Here is an 18,163-nt window from a genome sequence, read left to right as displayed (position 1 = left end):
GACAGTGAGGGGCCCTTCCTGACGTTGAACGACAGGATCGGTCCCTCGATCACTTGCGCGGGAGGCGGGGGTTGGCTCGAATGGCAGCATGACTGGTCTGGCGGTCCGGCTGTTCGGCCAGGTCGGCGCGGTGCTGGACGGTGTCGAGCTGAACCTGGGCGCGCCGGGGCCGAGGTCGCTGTTCGCCCGGCTGGCGCTGAGCGCCGGCGAGACGGTGTCGGCGGACGACCTGGTGGACGCGTTGTGGGGCGACGAGCCGCCGCGGACGGCACGGTCCACTGTGTACACGTACGTCTCGATGCTGCGGAAAGCCCTGGGCGACAACGTGATCGGCAGCCGGGTCGGCTACCGGCTGGCCGTGCTGCCGACGGCGGTCGACCTGAGGAGATTCGAGAACTGCTTCCGTGACGCCCGCGGGCACTGGGCGGCCGGCGACTTCGTCGGCGCGCTGACGGCCAGCGAAGGCGCGGTCCAGGAATGGCATGGCCTGCCGTTGGCCGGTGCGGTCGGGCCGTTCGTGGCGCACGAGCGTGACCGGATCGAGGCGCTCTGGGTGGACGTCCAGGAGCTGCGCTGTTCCGCGCTGCTGGCGGTCGGCCGCCCGGACGAGGCGATCATCGACCTGTCCCGGCTGGCCACGGCGAACCCGTTGCGCGAACGGCTGCACGAGCTGCTGATGACCGCGCAGCACCGCACCGGCCGCGCGGCCGAGGCGCGTCAGACCTATGACCGTGCGCGCCAAGCCCTGGACGACGAACTCGGCATCGAGCCGGGCCGGGGCCTGCGCGAAGCCTTCGCCCTGCTGACGCCGACCGTGGTGCCGGCCCAGCTGCCGCACGGCGTCGCGCACTTCACCGGCCGCGCGCGGCTGCTACGCGAACTACAGGCCACGAAACCGGGCGCCACAGCGGTGATCGACGGCCAAGCCGGCGTCGGCAAGACCACGCTGGCCGTGCAGTTCGCGCACCTGATGGCCCCGCGCTTCCCGGACGGCCAGCTGTTCATCGACCTGCGCGGTTTCGACCCGATCGCGCAGCCGGTCACCGCCGAAGAGGCGCTGGACCGGATGCTGCGCGCGCTCGGGGCCGATGAGCAGCAGGCCGACCGTGGCGCGCACTACCGCTCGCTGCTGGCCGACCGCAAAGTCCTTGTGGTACTGGACAATGCCGTCAGTGCCGAGCAGGTCCGGCCGCTGCTGCCCGACGCCCCGGGCTGTCTCGCGGTGGTCACCAGCCGCAACCGGCTGAGCCTGGACGGACCGCGGTTCGGCCTGGACACGTTGTCCCCGGCGGAATCCGTGGCCCTGCTGGCCAGCGTGCTCGGGGCCGACCGGGTGCGCGAGGACCCCGACTCGGCCGGCGAATTGGCCGTGCAATGCGGTCATCTGCCGCTGGCCCTGCGGGTGGCGGCCGAGCGCATCGGCTCCAGCTCGTACGCCCTGGTGGACATGGTGGAAGAGCTGCGGCGCGAGGAAGACCGCCTCGACGCCCTCACGCCGGACGACGACGAGCTGTCCGATGTGCGAGCGGTCTTCCACCTGTCGTACAAGTCCCTCGAACCGACATTGGCCCGCGCTTTTCGGCTGCTGGGCCGGCATCCCGGCGCGGAGATCGACCTACACGATGTCGCCGCCCTGCTCGACACCGATATCGACGCGGCCCGCGACATCATGACCCGCCTCGTGAGCCAGCACCTGGTGGCGCACACCGACTCCTACCGCCTGCACGACCTGCTACGGATCTTCGCCGCCGAGCAGCCCGAGCCCGAGGCCGACGCCGCCGTGCAACGGCTGCTGGAGTGCGCCCTGGCCGCGGCCCACGACGCCCGGGCGGCCCTCACGCCGGGCCTCGGCGACATCGTGCCCGGCGTGACCTGCCCGCACCCGCACCCGATCGGCTACGACGAGGCCCTGGCCTGGGCCGGCGAGCGCCTGCCGACCCTGGCGGCGCTGGCCAAGGCGGCCGCCGACCGTGGACACGACCGGCTGTGCGCGCAGCTCGCGGCCACGCTGGCGGTGCTGTGCTTCGGCACCGGCCACTGGGCGATGTGGCTCCGGGTGATCGACATCGGCCTGGCCGCCGCCCGCCGCACCGACGACCAACTCAACATCGCCCGGCTGTGCAACGACGCCGGCGTGGCCTACCACTACTTCCTCGACGACCAGGAGCAGGCCGTCGCCTGCCATGAGGTCGCCGCCGAGATCCTGGTGCGGCTGGACCGGACCGACCCGGCGGTGGCGGCCAACCTGGCCGTCGCGCACACCCGGCTCGCCCGGCACAAAGGCTCGGTCGAGCTGCTGGAACGCGACCTGGCCGACGCTCGTGAACAGGGCGCGCTGTTCCTGGAGGCCATCGCCGCGTTCAACCTGTGCGAGCTGCTGTCCGAACGGGGCGAGTCGGCGCGGGCCGTCGAATACGGCCAACGCGGTGCCGCGCTGCTCCGCCAGACCGGGGCCCGGCACCGGCACATGCTCGGCTACGCCTCGGAACACGCCGGCACCAGCCTACTGCGGGCCGGGCTGCCGGCCGACGCCGTCGGCTACCTCGAGGAGGCGCTGGCCATCTGGCGCGAGCTGGCCAACGAGCGGGGCATGGCCAGCGCCACCCGGTCGCTGGCCGAGGCGCTCACCGCGGCAGCTTCACCACGGTGACGAAGAAGTCGTCGATCTGCCGGATGACGTCGATGAACCGGTCGAAGTCCACCGGCTTGGTCACGTAGGCGTTGGCGTGCAGGTCGTAACTGCGCAGGATGTCCTCCTCCGCCTCCGACGTGGTCAGCACGACCACCGGGATGCTGCGCAGCGACTCGTCCGACTTGATCTCGGCCAGCACCTCGCGGCCGTCCTTGCGCGGCAGGTTCAGGTCGAGCAGCACCAGGCCCGGCCGGGGCGCGTCGGCGTGCTCGCCCTCGCGGCGGAGGAACGACAGCGCCGCGACACCGTCGGCCACCACGTGCAGCTTGTTGCGCAGCTTGTGGTGTTCGAAGGCCTCACGGGTCATCAGCACGTCGCCCGGGTCGTCCTCGACCAGCAGCACGTCCACGACGTCCATGAACGACTCCGTCACTGCGCCTCCTCGTCGGCCACCGGCAGGGTGAACCGGAACACGGTGCCCCGGTCGGCGTCGGTGTCCAGCCAGATCCGACCGCCGTGGTACTCGATGATCTTGCGGCACATCGCCAGCCCGATCCCGGTGCCCGGATAGGCGTCCTTCGGATGCAGCCGCTGGAAGATCACGAAGACCCGCTCAGCGTACTCCGGCTCGATCCCGATGCCGTTGTCGGCGCAGGTGAACGTCCAGAAGTCGTTGTCCCGCAAGGCGGAAAGGGTCACCCGGGGCGGATCCTCGCCGTGGAACTTCACGGCGTTGCCCAGCAGGTTCTGGAACACCGCGGCCAGCAGCGCCGGCTCGCCCCGCACCGACGGCAGCGGCCCGACCTCGATCTCGGCGCCGGTCTCCTCCATCGCCGGGCCCAGGTTGGCCACCGCCTGGGCGGCGATCTCGTCGCAATCGACGATGACCTTCTCCCGGGTCAGCCGGCCGACCCGGGAGAACGCCAGCAGGTCGTTGATCAGCACCTGCATGCGCTTGGCCCCGTCAACGGCGAAGCCGATGTACTGGTCGGCCCGCTCGTCCAGCTGCCCCTTGTAGCGGCGCTCCAGCAGCTGGCAGAAGCTGGCCACCTTGCGCAGCGGCTCCTGGAGGTCGTGCGAGGCGACGTAGGCGAACTGCTCCAGCTCGCGGTTGGACCGCTCCAGCTCGTCGTGCACCTGGTGCAGCGTGTCCAGCTCGTTGACGATGTGCAGCCGCATCTGCTCCACGTCCGCGGCCAGCCCGACGAACTCCCGCGGCCCGCTGCCGGCCACCTTGCGCTGGAACTGGCCGTCGGCGACCCGCCGCACCTCGGTGGCCAGCTTCGACACCGGTCGCACCATGCCGTAGTGCGCCAGCAGGGCCAGCAACACGATGAGCGCCAGCAGCGCGACCGCCACCACGACACCGACCGTCACCAGGTTGTCGGCGGCATCGGCCAACGCCGCCCGAGCGCCGGCCCGTGCCGCGGTGAGCTGCGCATCCTGGCTGCTCAGCGCGGCGCGGACCCGGTCGAACAACGCCTTGCCCCGCTCGATGTCGCCGGCGTTGGCCTGGGCCATCGCCGGCACGGCGTACTCGTCACGCCACTGGTCGGCCGCCTGCTGCACCGCGTCCAGGGCCGCGCCGGCCGAGGCCAGATCGCCCGTCTGGAGCGTGCGCAGGGCGCTGACCGCCTGAGCTTCCTGCCGCTGACCGTCCTGGTAGGGCTGGAGGAAGTCCTGCCGGCCGGTCAGCACGTAGCCGCGGACGCCGGTCTCCTCGTCGACCAGGGCGTTCGTCAGCGACAGGGCCTGCCGTGACGCCGGGTCGATCTGGTCGACCACCAGCGACCGGGCGCCGTTGAGGCTGTGCAGCGCCCACGCCCCGACGCCGACGGCGGCCGCCACCACCAGCACCATCACCACGACCACGGCCAGATACCAGCGCTGCAACGGCCAGCCCGGCCCCATCCGCTCGTCCATGATCTCTACAGCATCGGCCAGCCCGCCCCGCCGCGCAGCGCAACCCCCCACTTTTTTCGGCACATGCGGTCCGGATGTGCCTCAGGGAGGCAAGTATGACGCTCATGTGACAGTCCCGGCGGCTTTGGTGCCACATGCGCTCCGTACTTGGCGTTCAAAGGCAAGTGCGGAGCGCATGTGGCGGTTTTGTCCGTCAGGCGGTGGGCTTGAGGCCGCCGGGGTAGAGGAACTCGTCAGCCGGCTTGCCGGTGCCGTAGACCCAGGCGTTGAAGAAGCCCGAGAGGTCGCGGTGCGCGATCGTCTCGGTCAGCCGCTGGAACCCCTGCATCGTGCCGTTGCCGGCGCGGTGCAGCGACGGCCACGTGCGCAGCACGCGGTCGAACGCCTCCTGGCCGATGTAGTTGCGCAGCGCGTGCAGCATGACCGGGCCCTTCGAGTACACATAGGTGAACTCGTTGCCCGGGCCCATGTCGTACAGCTTGGCGTTCCAGAAGTTGGTCGACGCGTTCTTCACGGCCGTCAGGTAGCGCGCGTTGAGGTCGACATTGTCCTTGGCCTCGCTCCACAGCCACTGCGCGTAGGAGGCGAAGCACTCGTTCATGCAGACGTCCTTCCAGGACGTCACCGCGACCGAGTCGCCGTACCACTGGTGGGCGTTCTCGTGCACGATCACGCCGACCGAACCGGCCAGGCTGGTGTAGATCGGCCGGCTCATCGTCTCCAGCGAGAAGCCGATCGGCGCGTTGAGGAAGATGCCGCCGGCCGCGTCGATCGGGTACGGCCCGAACTTCGACTCGAGGAAGTCGAGGATCTCCGGCAGCCGGGCCTCGGCCTGCTTGACCGAGTCCGGCACGCCCGGGGAGAACGCACTGACGATCGGCGTCCCGTCGGCCCGCTGCTGCCGGTCGAACGTCCACTTGTCGATCGCCACCGTGGTCATGTAGGGCACGATCGGCGTCTCCTCGGCCCACACGTGCGTGGTGCCGTTCTGTGCCTTGTGCGTGCCCTTCTCCCGGCCGTTGGAGATCACGCCCCACTCGTCCGGCACGGTGATCGCCAGGTGGAAGGTGGCCTTGTCCCGCGGCGTGTCGTTGACCGGGTACCAGGTGGTCGCCGACTGCGGCTCACCGGCCACGAACGCCGCGCCGGTGTTGGTGTACTGCCAGCCGAGGTCGCCCAGCAGCGGGTTGGCGATCGGCGTCGGCACGCCGTGGTAGGCGATCTCCACCGAGAACCGCTGCCACCGCCACAGCGGCAGCTTCGGCGTGATCACCAGCTCGTGGTCGCCGGTGCGGGTGAACGTCGCCGCGCGGCCGTCGACCTTGATCGAGTCCACGGTCAGGCCGCGGAAGTCCAGGTCGAACGAGCTCAGCGCCTGCGTCGCGGAGGCGGTGATCCGCTCCAGGCCGGTGAGCTGGCGGGTGGCCGGGTCGTAGCCGACCTTGAGGTTGTAGTCGGCGACGTCGTAGCCGCCGTTGCCGTCCTGCGGGTAGTAGCTGTCGCCGCCGCCGTCGCTGCCGGCGGTCGGCCGCTGGAAGTCCTGGCCGGCGGACGCGATACCGCCGCCGAGGCCGAGTCCGGTCGCCACCACCGTGGCGACCACTGCCGTGCTGAGCCAATTCTTGCGCGCTCGCATGAATCCCCTCCCGATCGACTCTCAGGCCGTCGGAAATGATCCCGCACCTTGGCAACCGACCCCGTGATGCCGCCGCAACCCGCCCGAAGACGCACATGCGCTTCCCATGTGGCACTGAACGCCACATGGGAAGCGCATGTGGCAGGAAACTAGCGGCTGTCCTGGAGGAGGACGACGGCCAGGTCGTCGTCCGGCTGGCCGACGGTGTTCCGCTCCACCGCCGTCAGCAGCTCGCCGACCAGGCCGTCACGGTGGCAGACGGCCACCAGGTCGACCAGCCCCTCCACGTTCAGCCGCTCGTGGCCGACGCCGGTCCGCCCCTCGATCAGGCCGTCGGTGTACAGCAGCAGCGACCACCCCGGCTCCAGCGCCAGTTCCAACGCCGTCCACTTGGCCTCGGTCAGCACGCCCAGCGGCAGCCCGGCGCGATCCCGGGGCAGTGGCCGCGGCCCGGCGTCGTCGATCAGGATCGGCGACGGGTGCCCGGCCAGGTAGACGGCGGCCGACGACTGGTCCGCGGCGACGGTGGCCATGCACAGCGTGGTGAAGATGCCCTCACGGTGCCGCTCGTGGATCAGCAGCTCCTGCAACGTGCTCAGCACCTGGTCGTCGGCCTGCCCGGCCAGCACCAGGGCCCGCCACGCGATCCGCAGGCACACGCCCAGCGCAGCCTCGTCCGGGCCGTGCCCGCAGACGTCGCCGATCACCACGTGCAGCGAGCCGTCCGGGCCGGTGACGGCGTCGAAGAAGTCGCCGCCGAGCTGCATGCGCCGCTGTCCGGGGCGGTAGCGGGACGTCAGCCGCGGTGACTGCTCGGTGAGCAGCGGCGTCGGCAGCAGGCCCCGCTCCAGCCGGGCCGTCTCCTGGGCCAGCAGCCGCTCCTCGCGCAGCTGGCGGTGCGTGTCCTCGGCCCGGCGGCGCTCCACCGCGTACCGGATGCCGCGCAGCAGCAGCGAGCCGTCGACCTGGCCCTTGACCAGGTAGTCCTGCGCGCCGACGGCCAGCGCCTGAATCCCGCGCTCCTCGTCGTCGTGACCGGTCAGCACCAGCACCGCGGCCTGCCCCGCCTGCTCCAGGATGCGGCGCAGGCCGTCGAGGCCGCTGGCGTCGGGCAGACCGAGGTCGAGCAGCACGCAGTCGAAGCCGGGCAGCAGCCCCACCGCGTCCCGCACGGTCCGCGCGCGCGTCACGTCGACCGTCGCGCCCACCTCGTCGAGCAGCGCGGTGACCAGCACGGCGTCGCCGTCGTCGTCCTCGACCAGCAGCACCTGCAACTGTCGTGCCCCTTCGTGCCAATTGCCTTCCGGCCGATCTTAGGTGTGCGACACTCCGGGCACGCATCGCTGGTCACCCGCACGCGTCCCTTGTGACCGACGTGTTGTGTTCCTAGCGTGCGAAACGTCCATCCGGGCCTGCCCATACGGCCGGATGGCGACAAACACCCCCAGAGATTGGACCAGTTTCCGTGGCGCACAAGCGTTACGCAGTAGCGGTGGCGGCTGCCCTCGCGTTGTCCGGGGCGTTCGCCGCCCCGGCCGGCGCGGTGGCCGACGGCCACGACGCGACCCCCGGGATGTTCCCGTTCTCGGTGAAGTTCACCATGACGAACATCCCCAACCCGGACGGCACCACCCGGTCGAGCGCCTGCTCCGGAGCGCTGATCGCGCCCCAGTGGGTGATCACCGCCGGCCACTGCTTCCACGACGTCAACCGCAACCCGGTCAGCGGCCCGGTGCCGTACCCGACCACGGCCACCCTGGGCAAGGTCGACCTGGCCGATGCCGGCGGCAAGACCGCCAACGTGGTCGAGGTGCGGCAGGCCCCCAAGGGCGACATCGCGCTGGGCAAGCTGGACAAGCCGGTGTACGGCATCCTGCCGCTGCTGGTGAACCGGCAGCAGCCGACCGTCGGCCAGCAGCTCACCATCGCCGGCTGGGGCGCGAAGGACTCGGTCAACCCGACTCCGGGCACGCACATGACGTACGGCGGCGTGGCCGTGTCCACGGTCGAGGACGTCAACCTGCTGGTGCACGGCGTCTCCCCGGCGCCCGACACCAGCGCCTGCCTGTACGACTCGGGCGCGCCCTACTTCCGCCCGATCGGCGTGAAGGCCGGCGTGCTGGTGTCCGTGGAGAGCGACGGGCCGGACTGCCCGCACGACACCCCGGAGACCACCACCCGCGTCGACGTGGTCGCGGACTGGATCGGCAGCCAGGTGGGCTACGCCAGCATTGCCGCGAACGAGTGACATGAGCTAACGACAACTGGCGTAGGACGCGATCTCCGGGCGGGAAACTCGCCCGGAGGGAGCGGCCATGGCTGCCGGCATCACCGAACGCAACCAGCACTGTTGGCGCTGTGCCACGGTGAATGCCGCCGGCGACAAGTTCTGCCAGGGCTGCGGGGCCTCGCTGGTGCAGCGCGACAACACGACACGCTATCTGTGTGCGGCCGCGCAGCTCAGCGAGGTTTACGCCAACACGGCGATCCGGGAGTTCCTGGTGGAACCGTTGCGGGCCATCCCGCCCGCGCCCGGCGTCGACACCACGTCGGTGCTGCGCGAGGCCGTCGCCGCCCGGGCCCGCCGCCGGATCCGCGACGGCGTGCTGCTGATCCTGTTGGCCGCCTTGCTGATCGCCAATCCCGTGCTGTTCGTGCCGTGGTTGGTGTTCGCGCTGGTGGTGGCGATGTTGCTGGGGCGCTTCGTGATCAGCCGGCGCAGCGCGATCATCGCCGTGGTCGTGGTGGTGATCGGCGCGGTCCTCGCCGCTGTTCTCGGCACGCTGGGCTTCGCCGCGTTCGCGATCTTCTCGTCCCTGGGCAGCAGCAGCTCCTCGGGCAGCTATGGCTATCCCGGCGGCTACCCCTCGGGCGGCTACCCTTCCGGTGGCGTGGACACGTCGTCGGGCAGCGGTTTCCTGACCCTCGACCTGATCATCACGGTGCTGCTGCTGATCGCCATCGTTGCGGTGATCGTGGTCGACGAGTTCGCCGTGCACTACCTGGTGTTCAACCGCTTCCGCCGCAACGACTTCCTGCCCGACGGGCGAACCAGCCGGCACGAGTGGGAGGCCCGGCTGCGCGGCCTCGGGCTGCCGACCTTCCAGCTGCCGCTGAACCGGGTCGCCGCCACCGAGCAGTCCGGTCAGCGGGCCGGCGACGCCGATGTGGTGGTGCACCGGGGTTTCTCACCGTTCATCGGGGCCGGCGTGCCGGTGCACGACCAGGTCATCGCGCTGGCCCTCGAACCGTCCGATGAGGACGAAGCGCCGGAACCCATCAGCGTCACCGGTTTGCACGACCACATCACCGCGGCGATCAACCGGCTGCGGTCCACGTCCACCCTCGGGCCGGGCCGTCGGCTGGAGGAACTGGTGCGGCGCGAGCAGGTGCTGATCCCGGCCGACCGGCTGGTGATCGACCACCGGACCGTGCCGGAGATCCTGCCCACGCTTGATCACGCGCCGAGCTCGCGCATCACCACCGAGCAGGCCCGGTCGCTGGCCGACGCCGCCGTGGAATGGGCGCGCTACTACAGCTGCTACCGGGTCGAGGCGTGGGACCGGGATCTCACCACCTCCTGCTACGTGCACGCCGGCACCGACCAGAAGATGCTGTTCCTGGAGTGGCAGTTCTTCGCGCTGCTGCCGATCATGCCCGGGTTCCGGGCCATCGACGAGTACCGGGATCCCCTGCTGGCGCCGATCAAGTCGTCGCTGCTGGAGATTCTTGTGCTGCCGGCGACGATCGTGCGCCGGGCGGTGTCGGTGTTCCGCCGGTTCAAGCCGTTGAAGCAGGGCGTGAACGAGGTGATGCCGGCCAAGTACGGGGCCGACCGCAGCCTGCGCGAGTACGCCCAGGCCGACCGCGTGCAGAGCTACTTCCAGGACGTGGACGTCGAGCGGTACGTGCGCATCCTCGACTCGACGCTGTTCCGTGCGGTGGGGGAGTACCTCCAGGAGCGGGGTTATTCGGCGGTCGAGTTCATGAAGCTGGCCGATCCGCAGGTCAACAACTACAACCTCCAGGGCAGCACGCTCGTCGACTCCGCGGTGGGCACCGGCAGCTCGGTGAACAACAAGAAGGGCTAGGCGATGGGCGACAAGTTCGACCTCGGCAACGCGCACATCAGCGGCAGCGCCATCGGCAATCGCGCCACCGTCAACAACTACGGGGCCGCATCGGATGCCTTGCTCACGGCACTGCTGTCGCGGCGGACGGATCTGCTCGGCGACGCGCCGCCCGACGGCCGTGACGACGTGCGGGCGCGGCTGGACGAGATCGAGGCCCAGCTGCGAAGTGGCAAGCCGGACAAGGAAGTCGTGCGCACCGGCTGGCAGCGCATCGCCGCCGTGGTCGGTGTGCTGAGCGAGCCGGTCATGGAGGTCACCAAGCTGATCGCCAAGTTTCTGGCCTGAGCGGTCCGGATTTCCGGTCCGGTGCGCCGGACGGACACGAACGGGAGGCCGACCGGTCGTCGCCGGTCAGCCGCCGGCATTTCTTCTGCCATGGTGAAGTCATGGCAGACACACCGTCCGAAGTGGTCGGTCAGCTGATCGAGTGCTTCGCCACCGGCCGCTTCGCCGACGCGGCCGAGCTCTACTCCGACGACTGCGTCGTGTTCGCGCCGCTGGCCCCCGACGGCCCGATGCTGTTCGGCGGGGCCGAGGCCCGTGCGCTGGTCAAGGCCTGCCACACCGCGCTGCCGGTGCGTGACCTCACGATCCGGACCACGCCGGACCCCGAGGTGGCCATCGCCGAATGGGACTACGTGGGCCGGAATCCCGATACCGGCCAGGACGTCGTGACCGGCAACCTGCTCATCGTCCGGGTCCGCGACGGTCGCATCGTGAGCGAGCGGCCCTACCTCGACCACGTCACGCGGGCCTTCATCACCGGTGGCCTGAACCCGTTGCTGGAGGCGCTGAATGGCTGAGTACCCGACACCGGCCGAGGTCGTCACCGATCTGATCCACGCCTCCGCCGCCGGCGATATCGCCCGTTTTGCCTCGCTGTACACGGAAGACGCGCCGGTGGAGGTCCGGCTGGAGCTGCCGAGGCCGCTGACCATCGTCGGCTCCGCCGGCGTGCTGGCCGCGATGTCCGGGCGTGACCCGTCGAACCTGCGCAACGTCGAGGTGCACGACCTCGTGATCCATGAGACCGGGCCGGACGAAGTCGTGGCGGAGTGGGAATATCGGGGCTTCGCGCGGGCGACCGGTGAGCCCTACCGGGTGCACAACGCCATCGTGACCACGGTCGTGAACGGGAAGATCACGCGGTCGCGGGACTACCACAACACCGTCGCCGTGAGCACCAATTCCGGCGGACGGGCCCGGCTGTTGGCGCAGTTGGCCGACCCGGCGACGTGGGCCGCCCGGGTCGGCTAACGGGTCTTGGAGTTCCCGGCCGGGCCGCCGGTGTGCATGAGGCGGCTGGCGTAGCAGTCGTCGGTGGCGAAGCCCTGCTGGTCGCACCAGGCGTTGGCCTCGTCGGCCGTGCCGAAGGTGGTGGCCTGCACCGTGACCCAGAAGTCCTTGCCGGAGAAGTTGGTGTAGTCGTTGGAGTTCAGCAGCACGGCCTGCGGGAAGCGGGCCTTCAGCGACTGGTAGTCGGCCATGATCTCGGGATAGCCGAACTGCACACCGTTGACCACCAGGCCCGGCTTCTTCGACGAGATCTGCGGAACCCACTGTCCGACAAGGGTTTCCACGGTGTCGTGGTCGGCGCGGGCCTGCTCCTGGAGGTCGGACTCGGTCGGCGGCCTCGGCGTGGTCGTGGTTGTCGTCTCCGTGGTCGTGGTGACCGTGGTGGTGAAGGTGGTCGTGGTCGTCGGCGCGCTGCTGGTCGTGGCCGGCGGCTGGGCCTCGCTTGTGGAGCGGGGCAACAGGAACACGACGACGCCGGTTGTTGCCAGCGCAAGCACGGCGACGCCGGCGACGATCGGCAGCAGCAGGCTGCGCGGCGCGCTGTGACGGGACTGGACCGGCGGCGGGTACTGCGTCGGCTGGGGGATCGTCTGCGGCTCGGGCGGCAGTGGCTGCTGCGGCTGCGGCTGCTGCGCGACGGGCGTTCCGCACGATCCACAGAACCGCGCGTGGGGACCGAGTTCCCGGCCGCACGTCGGGCATGGCGTCATGTCGGTTAGTTCGCCGTGGAGACGGTCCCGTTAGCGTGGTGAACTCGAATGGGGGAAGCCCGTGACTACGTGTACGGTGCGGCCCATGGGGAGTGCGACGCCCGTGAAGATCTGTGGCCTGACCAGGCCCGAGGACGTGGATGCGGCGGTCGGGGCGGGGGCCGGCGCGATCGGCTTCGTGCTCTACCCGCCGAGCCCGAGATATGTGACGCCGCAACGAGCCGCCGAGTTGGCCGCGCGGCTGCCGGCCTTCGTCACGCCGGTGCTGCTGTTCGTGAACACCCCGCCGGCCGAGGTGCTGGCCACCGCCGCCGGTGTGCCCGGCGCGTTGTTGCAGTTCCACGGCGACGAGACGCCCGAGGAGTGTCACGAGGCTTCGGGTTTCGGGCGCTACGCCTTCCTTCGTGCCGCACGCATCCCGCTGGACCCCGACGCGCCGCCGTTCGACCTGGTCGGCTTCTCGAAGCGTTTCGATCAAGCGCGGGCCATCCTGTTGGATGCTCACGTTCCGGGCTACGGCGGCGGCGGTCGCACCTTCGACTGGTCCCTGCTGCCGGCCGCACCCTCGTCGCACCTGGTCCTGTCCGGCGGCCTCACCCCCGACAACGTCGCCGCCGGCATCGCCGCCCTGCGCCCGCTCTGTCGGACCCTCTCCGTCGACGTCAGCTCCGGCGTCGAGGCGTCCAAAGGGGTCAAGGATCACGGCCGGATCCGCGCCTTCGTCCAGGCGGTGGCGAGTTGTTGAGCATTCAACTATACTGGTGACGACCCGAGAGGAGAGCACCATGCCGCAACCGGAAGGCGCCGAGCTGGAGGCCGCGCGGGCCCGCCGCGCCGAGCTCAAGGACAAGTACCTGCGACCCGTCGGGGAGCGTCCCGCCACCCCCGTCCGGGGCGTGCACCACCTCGCCCTGGTCGCCAAGGATGTCGAGGCCACCATCCGCTTCTACCAGGAGTTCCTCGGCTTTCCCCTGGTCGAGCTGGTCGAGAACCGCGACTACGCCGGCTCCAGCCACTTCTTCTTCGACCTCGGCAACCGCAACCTGCTGGGCTTCTTCGACTTCCCCGGCCATCCCCACCAGGACTACGTCGAGACCGTCGGCGCCGTGCAGCACCTGGCCCTGTCCGTCGACGCCGAGCACTTCGCCGCCATCAAGGCCAAGCTCGACGCCGAGGGCATCGACTACCTCGGCCCCGACCGCGGCGCCGACGACAGCCTCTACGTCCGCGACCCCAACGGCGTCGGCCTCGAGTTCTACCAGGAAGAGCTGGGCATCTTCGCCGGCAACTCCCTGCACCTCGACGGCACCGCCGGCTGAGGGCATTTTCCGCCTCTGACCAGCGTAAACGCTGATGGGTGCGGGACGGCGGGGCCTGTCACTGTCCGTCAGCATCTGTGGGTGTCCATCGCTGGCCACGGGACAGGCAGGGGACAAGAATGGCCCCCGGTGCGAGTGCACCAGGGGCCGTCTGACCTGCTATGACGCCGCCCGGTGGGTTCCCTGTCGAGGGCCCGAGAGTGCGTTGGCGCGCGGCTGCCACCATCCCCAATCAGTTCGTGCTCGGGTGGCCGAAGGTGACGGTGACGGCCTTGAAACCCAGTGACTGCAGCAGGTTGACCAGCATGGCCTTGGTGTTGCGTTCGGCGTCGGCGGTCAGCTCACTTTTGCCAGCGGCGTCTTGGATGTTGCGTTGCGCCAGCTCGTAGAGCGCTTGTTGGGAGTTCGGGTTGCCGTTGAGGAAGTCGTTGATCCTGGTGAACAACCCTTGCTGCTGCGCGTAGACGTAGGACTGTTTGACGTCCAGCGCCGCGGCGGCCAACTGGGCGTGGTCCAGGGTGATCGTGGCGGACAGCCGGTCGTCGGACACATGCACGGCGTCGCCCGAGAGGTGGGCGAAGTCGACGTAGGCGTTCACGGTGCCGACACCGACGAACATCGTGTCGCTGCCTTCCAGAAAGCTCGGCAGGAACGAGTTGCCCGACGAGATGTCCACGACGACCTGGAAGGTGCCGCTGGCAGCCTCGTACCGGGACATCTGGACGATAGACTTGAGCAGAACGGGCCCGGACCGCTCCTGGGTTGTGTCGGCGAACGGATTGCGCAACTGGGGTAACAGTTGTACGGCCGATCCAACCAATAGTGCCGCCAATAGGAGGACGACGGCGACAACCGCGGCGATGGCACGTTTCCGCCAGATCCCCATGCGCACGTGACTCCCCTCGCTGCCAGTACCGTGCTGTCGACGGTTTGATGAGCGGGCGTACGGCTATTCATCGTAGGGGAAACGCGGGGAGGCGCAGTGCGTAGATCGATCTGGCTGTGGTTGCTGCTGGCCGTCCTCGCGGTGCTGTTGCTCGGCCTGCTGTTCGGGGGCTACCGCAAGGGAAGCGTCGTCAACGCGCCGAGTCCGAGCTCCCTGGTGTCGCGGCAAACCATGATCGTCGCCTCGGCCGGCGCCTGGGACAACGTGCAGTGATCTTCAGCCGGCAGCCGGCCTGACAGCAGAACGGCCCGTCGGCGCTGGTCGTCGACGGGCCGCTCGGTCACGCTGTCAGCGGATCGGGACCCACTCGGGGAAGTCTCCGCCTGGCGTCTGCTGGCTGGTGCCGGCGACGTAGTCGGCGGCGGCCGCGACGTAGATCGCGATCGTGCCGGTGCTGGTCAGGATCACCGCGGGGTCGCTGATCGCGCCTGCGCCGCCGATCTGGCTCCACGGGTCGAAGTTCGTGCCGGGTGCCGGTTGGCTGGTGCCGACGATGGTGTTGTTGGTGGTGCGGGAGTAGAGCGCCATGGCGCCGTTGGGGAGTTTGATCACGGCGGGTCGGCCGGTCCAGCCGCCGCCGTTGCCGATGTGGACCCAGTCTGGGAAGTCGGTGCCGGGGGCGGATTGGTTGGTGCCGACGAAGTTGCCGTCGGTGGACACGGCGTAGACGGCGATGGCTCCGTTGTTGAGCACGACCGCGGTGGGATCGCTGGCCACGCCGCCGCTGCCGATCTGGCTCCAGGGATCGAAGTCGGTGCCCGGCGCCGGTTGGCTGCTGCCGACGATGGTGTTGTTGACCGTGTGGGCGTACAGGGCGACGGCGCCGTTGGCCAGTTTGACGACTGCGGGCTTGCCGGTGGACTGGTGGTCGGAGTTGATGAACACCCAGTCCGGGAAGTCGGTGCCGGGGGCCGATTGGTTGGTGCCGACGAAGTTGCCGTCGGTGGACACGGCGTAGACCGCGATGGCCCCGTTGTTGAGCACGACCGCGGTCGGGTCGCCGGCGACGCCGCCGCTGGCGATCTGGTACCACGGATCGAACGCTCCACTGGGCTGTTGCTGGCTTGTGCCGAAGACGTGGTTGTCGACCGTGTGGTCATAGAGCGCGATCACACCGTTGGGCAACTGGACGGCTTCCGGCGTACCGGAGAACTGCACGCCTGAGCTGATCTGCTGCCACGCCCGGAATGGGCCGCCAACAGTGTCCTGTTTGGTGCTCCAGACGTTGCCGTCGGTGTTGGTCTGGAACAACGCGATGGTGCCGTCCTTGGTCACCAATGCCTTCTGCGACGGCCGCGGGGTGACCTGTTGGCCCCACAGCGCGTCCGCGATCACCTGGGCTCGGCCGACCCAGGCCAGGTAGTTGCTGCCGTCGGCGGTGCCCGACCGCTGCACCTGCTGGCAGGTGATGTGGATGGCCTGGTTCTGCCAGTCCTTGGTGAGCATCACGTCGAGGAACTTGTTGGTGGCGTACACCGGGTCCTCGAGCTGCGCCGGCGTGCCCCAGCCCTGGCTCGGCCGCTGCTGGAACAGACCGAGGCTGTCATGATCCTGCCCGGCGCCCGCGCCGTAGTTGTGCAGGGTGGTCTCGGTCAGCGCCGTCGTGAGCGCGATGTACAGCGCCTGCTTGGGTAAGCCTCTCGACTGCACCACGCCGGCAATGGCCCGGCCGCAGGACATCTGGTACGCGTTGAACGTCGCGCCGAGCTGACGGCTGACCTGGTCGGCGATCGCGGAGTCGGTGCTGTTGGGGCCGCCGGGCTGGCACGCGAGCTGCGGCAGGGCCATGGCGTTGAGCGGGGCGGCGGTCGCGGTGACGGCCGTGGCGGTCAGGCCCGCGGCGGCGACGAGCAGCGCGGCGATTGTCGTCCTGATCGGGGTGTGCTTCATCGTTTTTCCTTTGCTGGCAAGTGAACGGGCACGGTCAGCGAATCGGCGTCCATTCGGGGAAGTCCCCACCGGGCGTCTGCTGACTGGTCCCGGCCACGTAGTCCGCGCCGGCCGCGACGTAGATCGCAATGGTGTTGGTGCTGCTGAGAATGACCGCGGGGTCGCTGATCGCGCCCGCGCCGCCGATCTGGCTCCACGGGTCGAAGTCGGTGCCCGGTGCGGGCTGGCTGGTGCCGACGATGGTGTTGTTGGTGGTGCGGGAGTAGAGCGCTATGGCGCCGTTGGGGAGTTTGATCACGGCGGGTCGGCCGGTCCAGCCGCCGCCGTTGCCGATGTGGACCCAGTCCGGGAAGTCGGTGCCGGGGGCGGGCTGGTTGGTGCCGACGAAGTTGCCGTCGGTGGAGACGGCGTAGAGGGCGATGGCTCCGTTGTTCAGGAGCACGGCGGTGGGGTCGCTGGCCACGCCGCCGCTGCCGATCTGGCTCCACGGGTCGAAGTCGGTGCCGGGTGCCGGTTGGCTGGTGCCGACGATGGTGTTGTTGGTGGTGCGTGAGTAGAGCGCCATGGCTCCGTTGGCGAGCTTGACGATGGCGGGCTTGCCCGTCCAGCCGCCGCCGTTGCCGATGTGGACCCAGTCCGGGAAGTCGGTGCCGGGAGCGGATTGGTTGGTGCCGACGAAATTGCCGTCCGTGGACACGGCGTAGACAGCGATGGCTCCGTTGTTGAGCACGACCGCGGTGGGATCGCTGGCCACGCCGCCGCTGGCGATCTGGTACCACGGATCGAACGCCCCACCGGGCTGTTGCTGGCTTGTGCCGAACACGTGGTTGTCGACCGTGTGGTCATAGAGCGCGATGGTGCCGTTGGGCAGCTGGACGGCTTCCGGTGTACCGGAGAACTGCACGCCTGAGCTGATCTGCTGCCACGCCCGGAATGGGCCGCCGACCGCATCCTGCTTGGTGCTCCAGACGTTGCCGTCGGTGTTGGTCTGGAACAACGCGATGGTGCCGTCCTTGGTCACCAACGCCTTCTGCGACGGCCGCTGCGGCACGGACGGGGCGTCGTCGACGATGTTGTTGTACCGGTAGGCGACGTAGCTGGCGTTCGGGTGGCCGACCAGGCTGGGGTTGTTGATGTTGGTGTGGCCGTGGTTCACCGGCGTGCTGCCGAAGTTGTAGTAGGAGAAGTTGCCGTTGTTGTCGTCCCACTTCTCGAACAGGAAGGTGTGGCCGTCGCCGGGATAGTCGGCGGCCGACCGGTCGAGGAAGTCGCCGGCCTTCAGCTCGGACCGCGAGATCTTGTGGGCGAATCCGGGCAGACCGGCGGTGTTGGGGCTGGGGTTGCTGCGGCTGCTGGCGATGTGCAGGGCCATGGAGACGTAGCCGGAGCAGTCGTGGCGGTACCAGCCGTCGCCGTCCTTGTCGACCGAGAAGGCGCCCTGGTTGTAGGAGGGTGAGTTCTCGAGCCAGTACCGGGCCCGGTCGATCACCTCGGACCGGGTGATCTGCCCGCCCAGGGTTGAGTTGGCCTGGGCCGAACCGGCCGTGGCGGCCACGGTCGAGCTCGGCGCGGCGACGCCGGCCGGCGCGAGCGCCGTGGTCACGGTCGCGGCAAGCAAAGCAAGGGCCGGCACCCCGGCCAACAACCTGCGGAATTTCACGTGTCCCCCTCGGGAATT

Annotated in this window: 17 protein-coding genes; 9 read left to right on the top strand and 8 right to left on the bottom strand. The window is 69.5% G+C overall.

What is annotated here, in order from left to right; all coding sequences use genetic code 11:
* Nucleotides 1–88 precede the first annotated feature (88 nt).
* Complete coding sequence (locus M3Q35_RS19290) at nt 89–2,650, top strand: AfsR/SARP family transcriptional regulator (protein WP_273943281.1); 2,562 nt, start codon at nt 89–91, stop codon at nt 2,648–2,650.
* On the opposite strand, the gene M3Q35_RS19285 is transcribed toward M3Q35_RS19290, so the two are convergent.
* The 4 genes from M3Q35_RS19285 to M3Q35_RS19270 all read right to left on the bottom strand — a co-directional run bounded on the left by M3Q35_RS19285 (nt 2,625) and on the right by M3Q35_RS19270 (nt 7,459).
* Complete coding sequence (locus M3Q35_RS19285) at nt 2,625–3,050, bottom strand: response regulator (RefSeq protein ID WP_273944399.1); 426 nt, start codon at nt 3,048–3,050, stop codon at nt 2,625–2,627. The two genes, M3Q35_RS19290 and M3Q35_RS19285, sit on opposite strands and share 26 nt — an antisense overlap.
* Nucleotides 3,051–3,061: 11 nt before the next feature.
* Nucleotides 3,062–4,555, bottom strand: a complete 1,494-nt coding sequence (locus M3Q35_RS19280) for a sensor histidine kinase (RefSeq protein WP_273943280.1) — start codon at nt 4,553–4,555, stop codon at nt 3,062–3,064.
* Nucleotides 4,556–4,748: 193 nt separating this feature from the next.
* Nucleotides 4,749–6,191, bottom strand: coding sequence for a M1 family metallopeptidase (locus M3Q35_RS19275; protein WP_273943279.1), 1,443 nt, complete (start codon nt 6,189–6,191; stop codon nt 4,749–4,751).
* A gap of 149 nt (nt 6,192–6,340) precedes the next feature.
* Entirely contained in the window at nt 6,341–7,459 is a 1,119-nt protein-coding gene (locus M3Q35_RS19270) for a PP2C family protein-serine/threonine phosphatase (RefSeq protein ID WP_273944398.1), read from the bottom strand.
* A gap of 224 nt (nt 7,460–7,683) precedes the next feature.
* Here M3Q35_RS19270 and M3Q35_RS19265 point away from each other — a divergent pair, with 224 nt between their 5' ends.
* From M3Q35_RS19265 to M3Q35_RS19245, 5 genes are all read left to right on the top strand, one after another.
* Nucleotides 7,684–8,439 carry a S1 family peptidase gene (locus M3Q35_RS19265; protein ID WP_273943278.1) on the top strand — a complete coding sequence of 252 codons (756 nt, stop codon included), beginning with the start codon at nt 7,684–7,686 and terminating at the stop codon, nt 8,437–8,439.
* Nucleotides 8,440–8,506: 67 nt separating this feature from the next.
* Nucleotides 8,507–10,282, top strand: a complete 1,776-nt coding sequence (locus tag M3Q35_RS19260) for a zinc ribbon domain-containing protein (RefSeq protein ID WP_273943277.1) — start codon at nt 8,507–8,509, stop codon at nt 10,280–10,282.
* Nucleotides 10,283–10,285: 3 nt separating this feature from the next.
* Complete coding sequence (locus M3Q35_RS19255; RefSeq protein ID WP_273943276.1) at nt 10,286–10,609, top strand: hypothetical protein; 324 nt, start codon at nt 10,286–10,288, stop codon at nt 10,607–10,609.
* A 101-nt stretch (nt 10,610–10,710) separates the two neighbouring features.
* Nucleotides 10,711–11,127 (top strand): nuclear transport factor 2 family protein, encoded by a 417-nt coding sequence (locus tag M3Q35_RS19250; RefSeq protein WP_273943275.1) that lies wholly within the window; start codon nt 10,711–10,713, stop codon nt 11,125–11,127.
* Nucleotides 11,120–11,581 (top strand): nuclear transport factor 2 family protein, encoded by a 462-nt coding sequence (locus M3Q35_RS19245; protein WP_273943273.1) that lies wholly within the window; start codon nt 11,120–11,122, stop codon nt 11,579–11,581. Before M3Q35_RS19250 ends, M3Q35_RS19245 begins: the two co-directional genes overlap by 8 nt.
* Here the strand turns inward: M3Q35_RS19245 and M3Q35_RS19240 are convergent.
* The gene (locus M3Q35_RS19240; RefSeq protein WP_273943272.1) at nt 11,578–12,330 is read right to left on the bottom strand and encodes a zinc ribbon domain-containing protein; all 753 of its coding nucleotides are present in this window, start codon (nt 12,328–12,330) and stop codon (nt 11,578–11,580) included. The genes M3Q35_RS19245 and M3Q35_RS19240 overlap by 4 nt on opposite strands.
* An 85-nt stretch (nt 12,331–12,415) precedes the next feature.
* Between M3Q35_RS19240 and M3Q35_RS19235 the strand changes: the two genes are divergently transcribed.
* Both M3Q35_RS19235 and M3Q35_RS19230 read left to right on the top strand, forming a co-directional pair.
* Nucleotides 12,416–13,075: a phosphoribosylanthranilate isomerase gene (locus tag M3Q35_RS19235; protein ID WP_273943270.1), complete on the top strand. Its 660-nt coding sequence runs from the start codon at nt 12,416–12,418 to the stop codon at nt 13,073–13,075.
* A gap of 40 nt (nt 13,076–13,115) precedes the next feature.
* Complete coding sequence (locus M3Q35_RS19230; RefSeq protein ID WP_273943269.1) at nt 13,116–13,649, top strand: VOC family protein; 534 nt, start codon at nt 13,116–13,118, stop codon at nt 13,647–13,649.
* Nucleotides 13,650–13,881: 232 nt separating this feature from the next.
* On the opposite strand, the gene M3Q35_RS19225 is transcribed toward M3Q35_RS19230, so the two are convergent.
* A complete protein-coding gene (locus M3Q35_RS19225) occupies nt 13,882–14,535 on the bottom strand; it encodes a DUF4230 domain-containing protein (protein WP_273944397.1) in 654 nt (217 codons plus the stop codon).
* Nucleotides 14,536–14,631: 96 nt separating this feature from the next.
* Here M3Q35_RS19225 and M3Q35_RS19220 point away from each other — a divergent pair, with 96 nt between their 5' ends.
* Nucleotides 14,632–14,808 (top strand): hypothetical protein, encoded by a 177-nt coding sequence (locus M3Q35_RS19220; RefSeq protein ID WP_273943268.1) that lies wholly within the window; start codon nt 14,632–14,634, stop codon nt 14,806–14,808.
* 75 nt (nt 14,809–14,883) lie between these two features.
* Here M3Q35_RS19220 and M3Q35_RS19215 read toward each other — a convergent pair whose 3' ends face one another.
* Together M3Q35_RS19215 and M3Q35_RS19210 are read right to left on the bottom strand one after the other, a co-directional pair.
* Nucleotides 14,884–16,485 (bottom strand): DUF8189 domain-containing protein, encoded by a 1,602-nt coding sequence (locus M3Q35_RS19215; RefSeq protein ID WP_273943267.1) that lies wholly within the window; start codon nt 16,483–16,485, stop codon nt 14,884–14,886.
* A gap of 34 nt (nt 16,486–16,519) precedes the next feature.
* Nucleotides 16,520–18,145 carry a DUF8189 domain-containing protein gene (locus M3Q35_RS19210; RefSeq protein WP_273943266.1) on the bottom strand — a complete coding sequence of 542 codons (1,626 nt, stop codon included), beginning with the start codon at nt 18,143–18,145 and terminating at the stop codon, nt 16,520–16,522.
* Nucleotides 18,146–18,163 lie beyond the last annotated feature (18 nt).

This window comes from Kutzneria chonburiensis, assembly GCF_028622115.1.
GTDB lineage: Bacteria > Actinomycetota > Actinomycetes > Mycobacteriales > Pseudonocardiaceae > Kutzneria > Kutzneria chonburiensis.
This window is presented reverse-complemented; position numbering and strand designations above follow the sequence as displayed.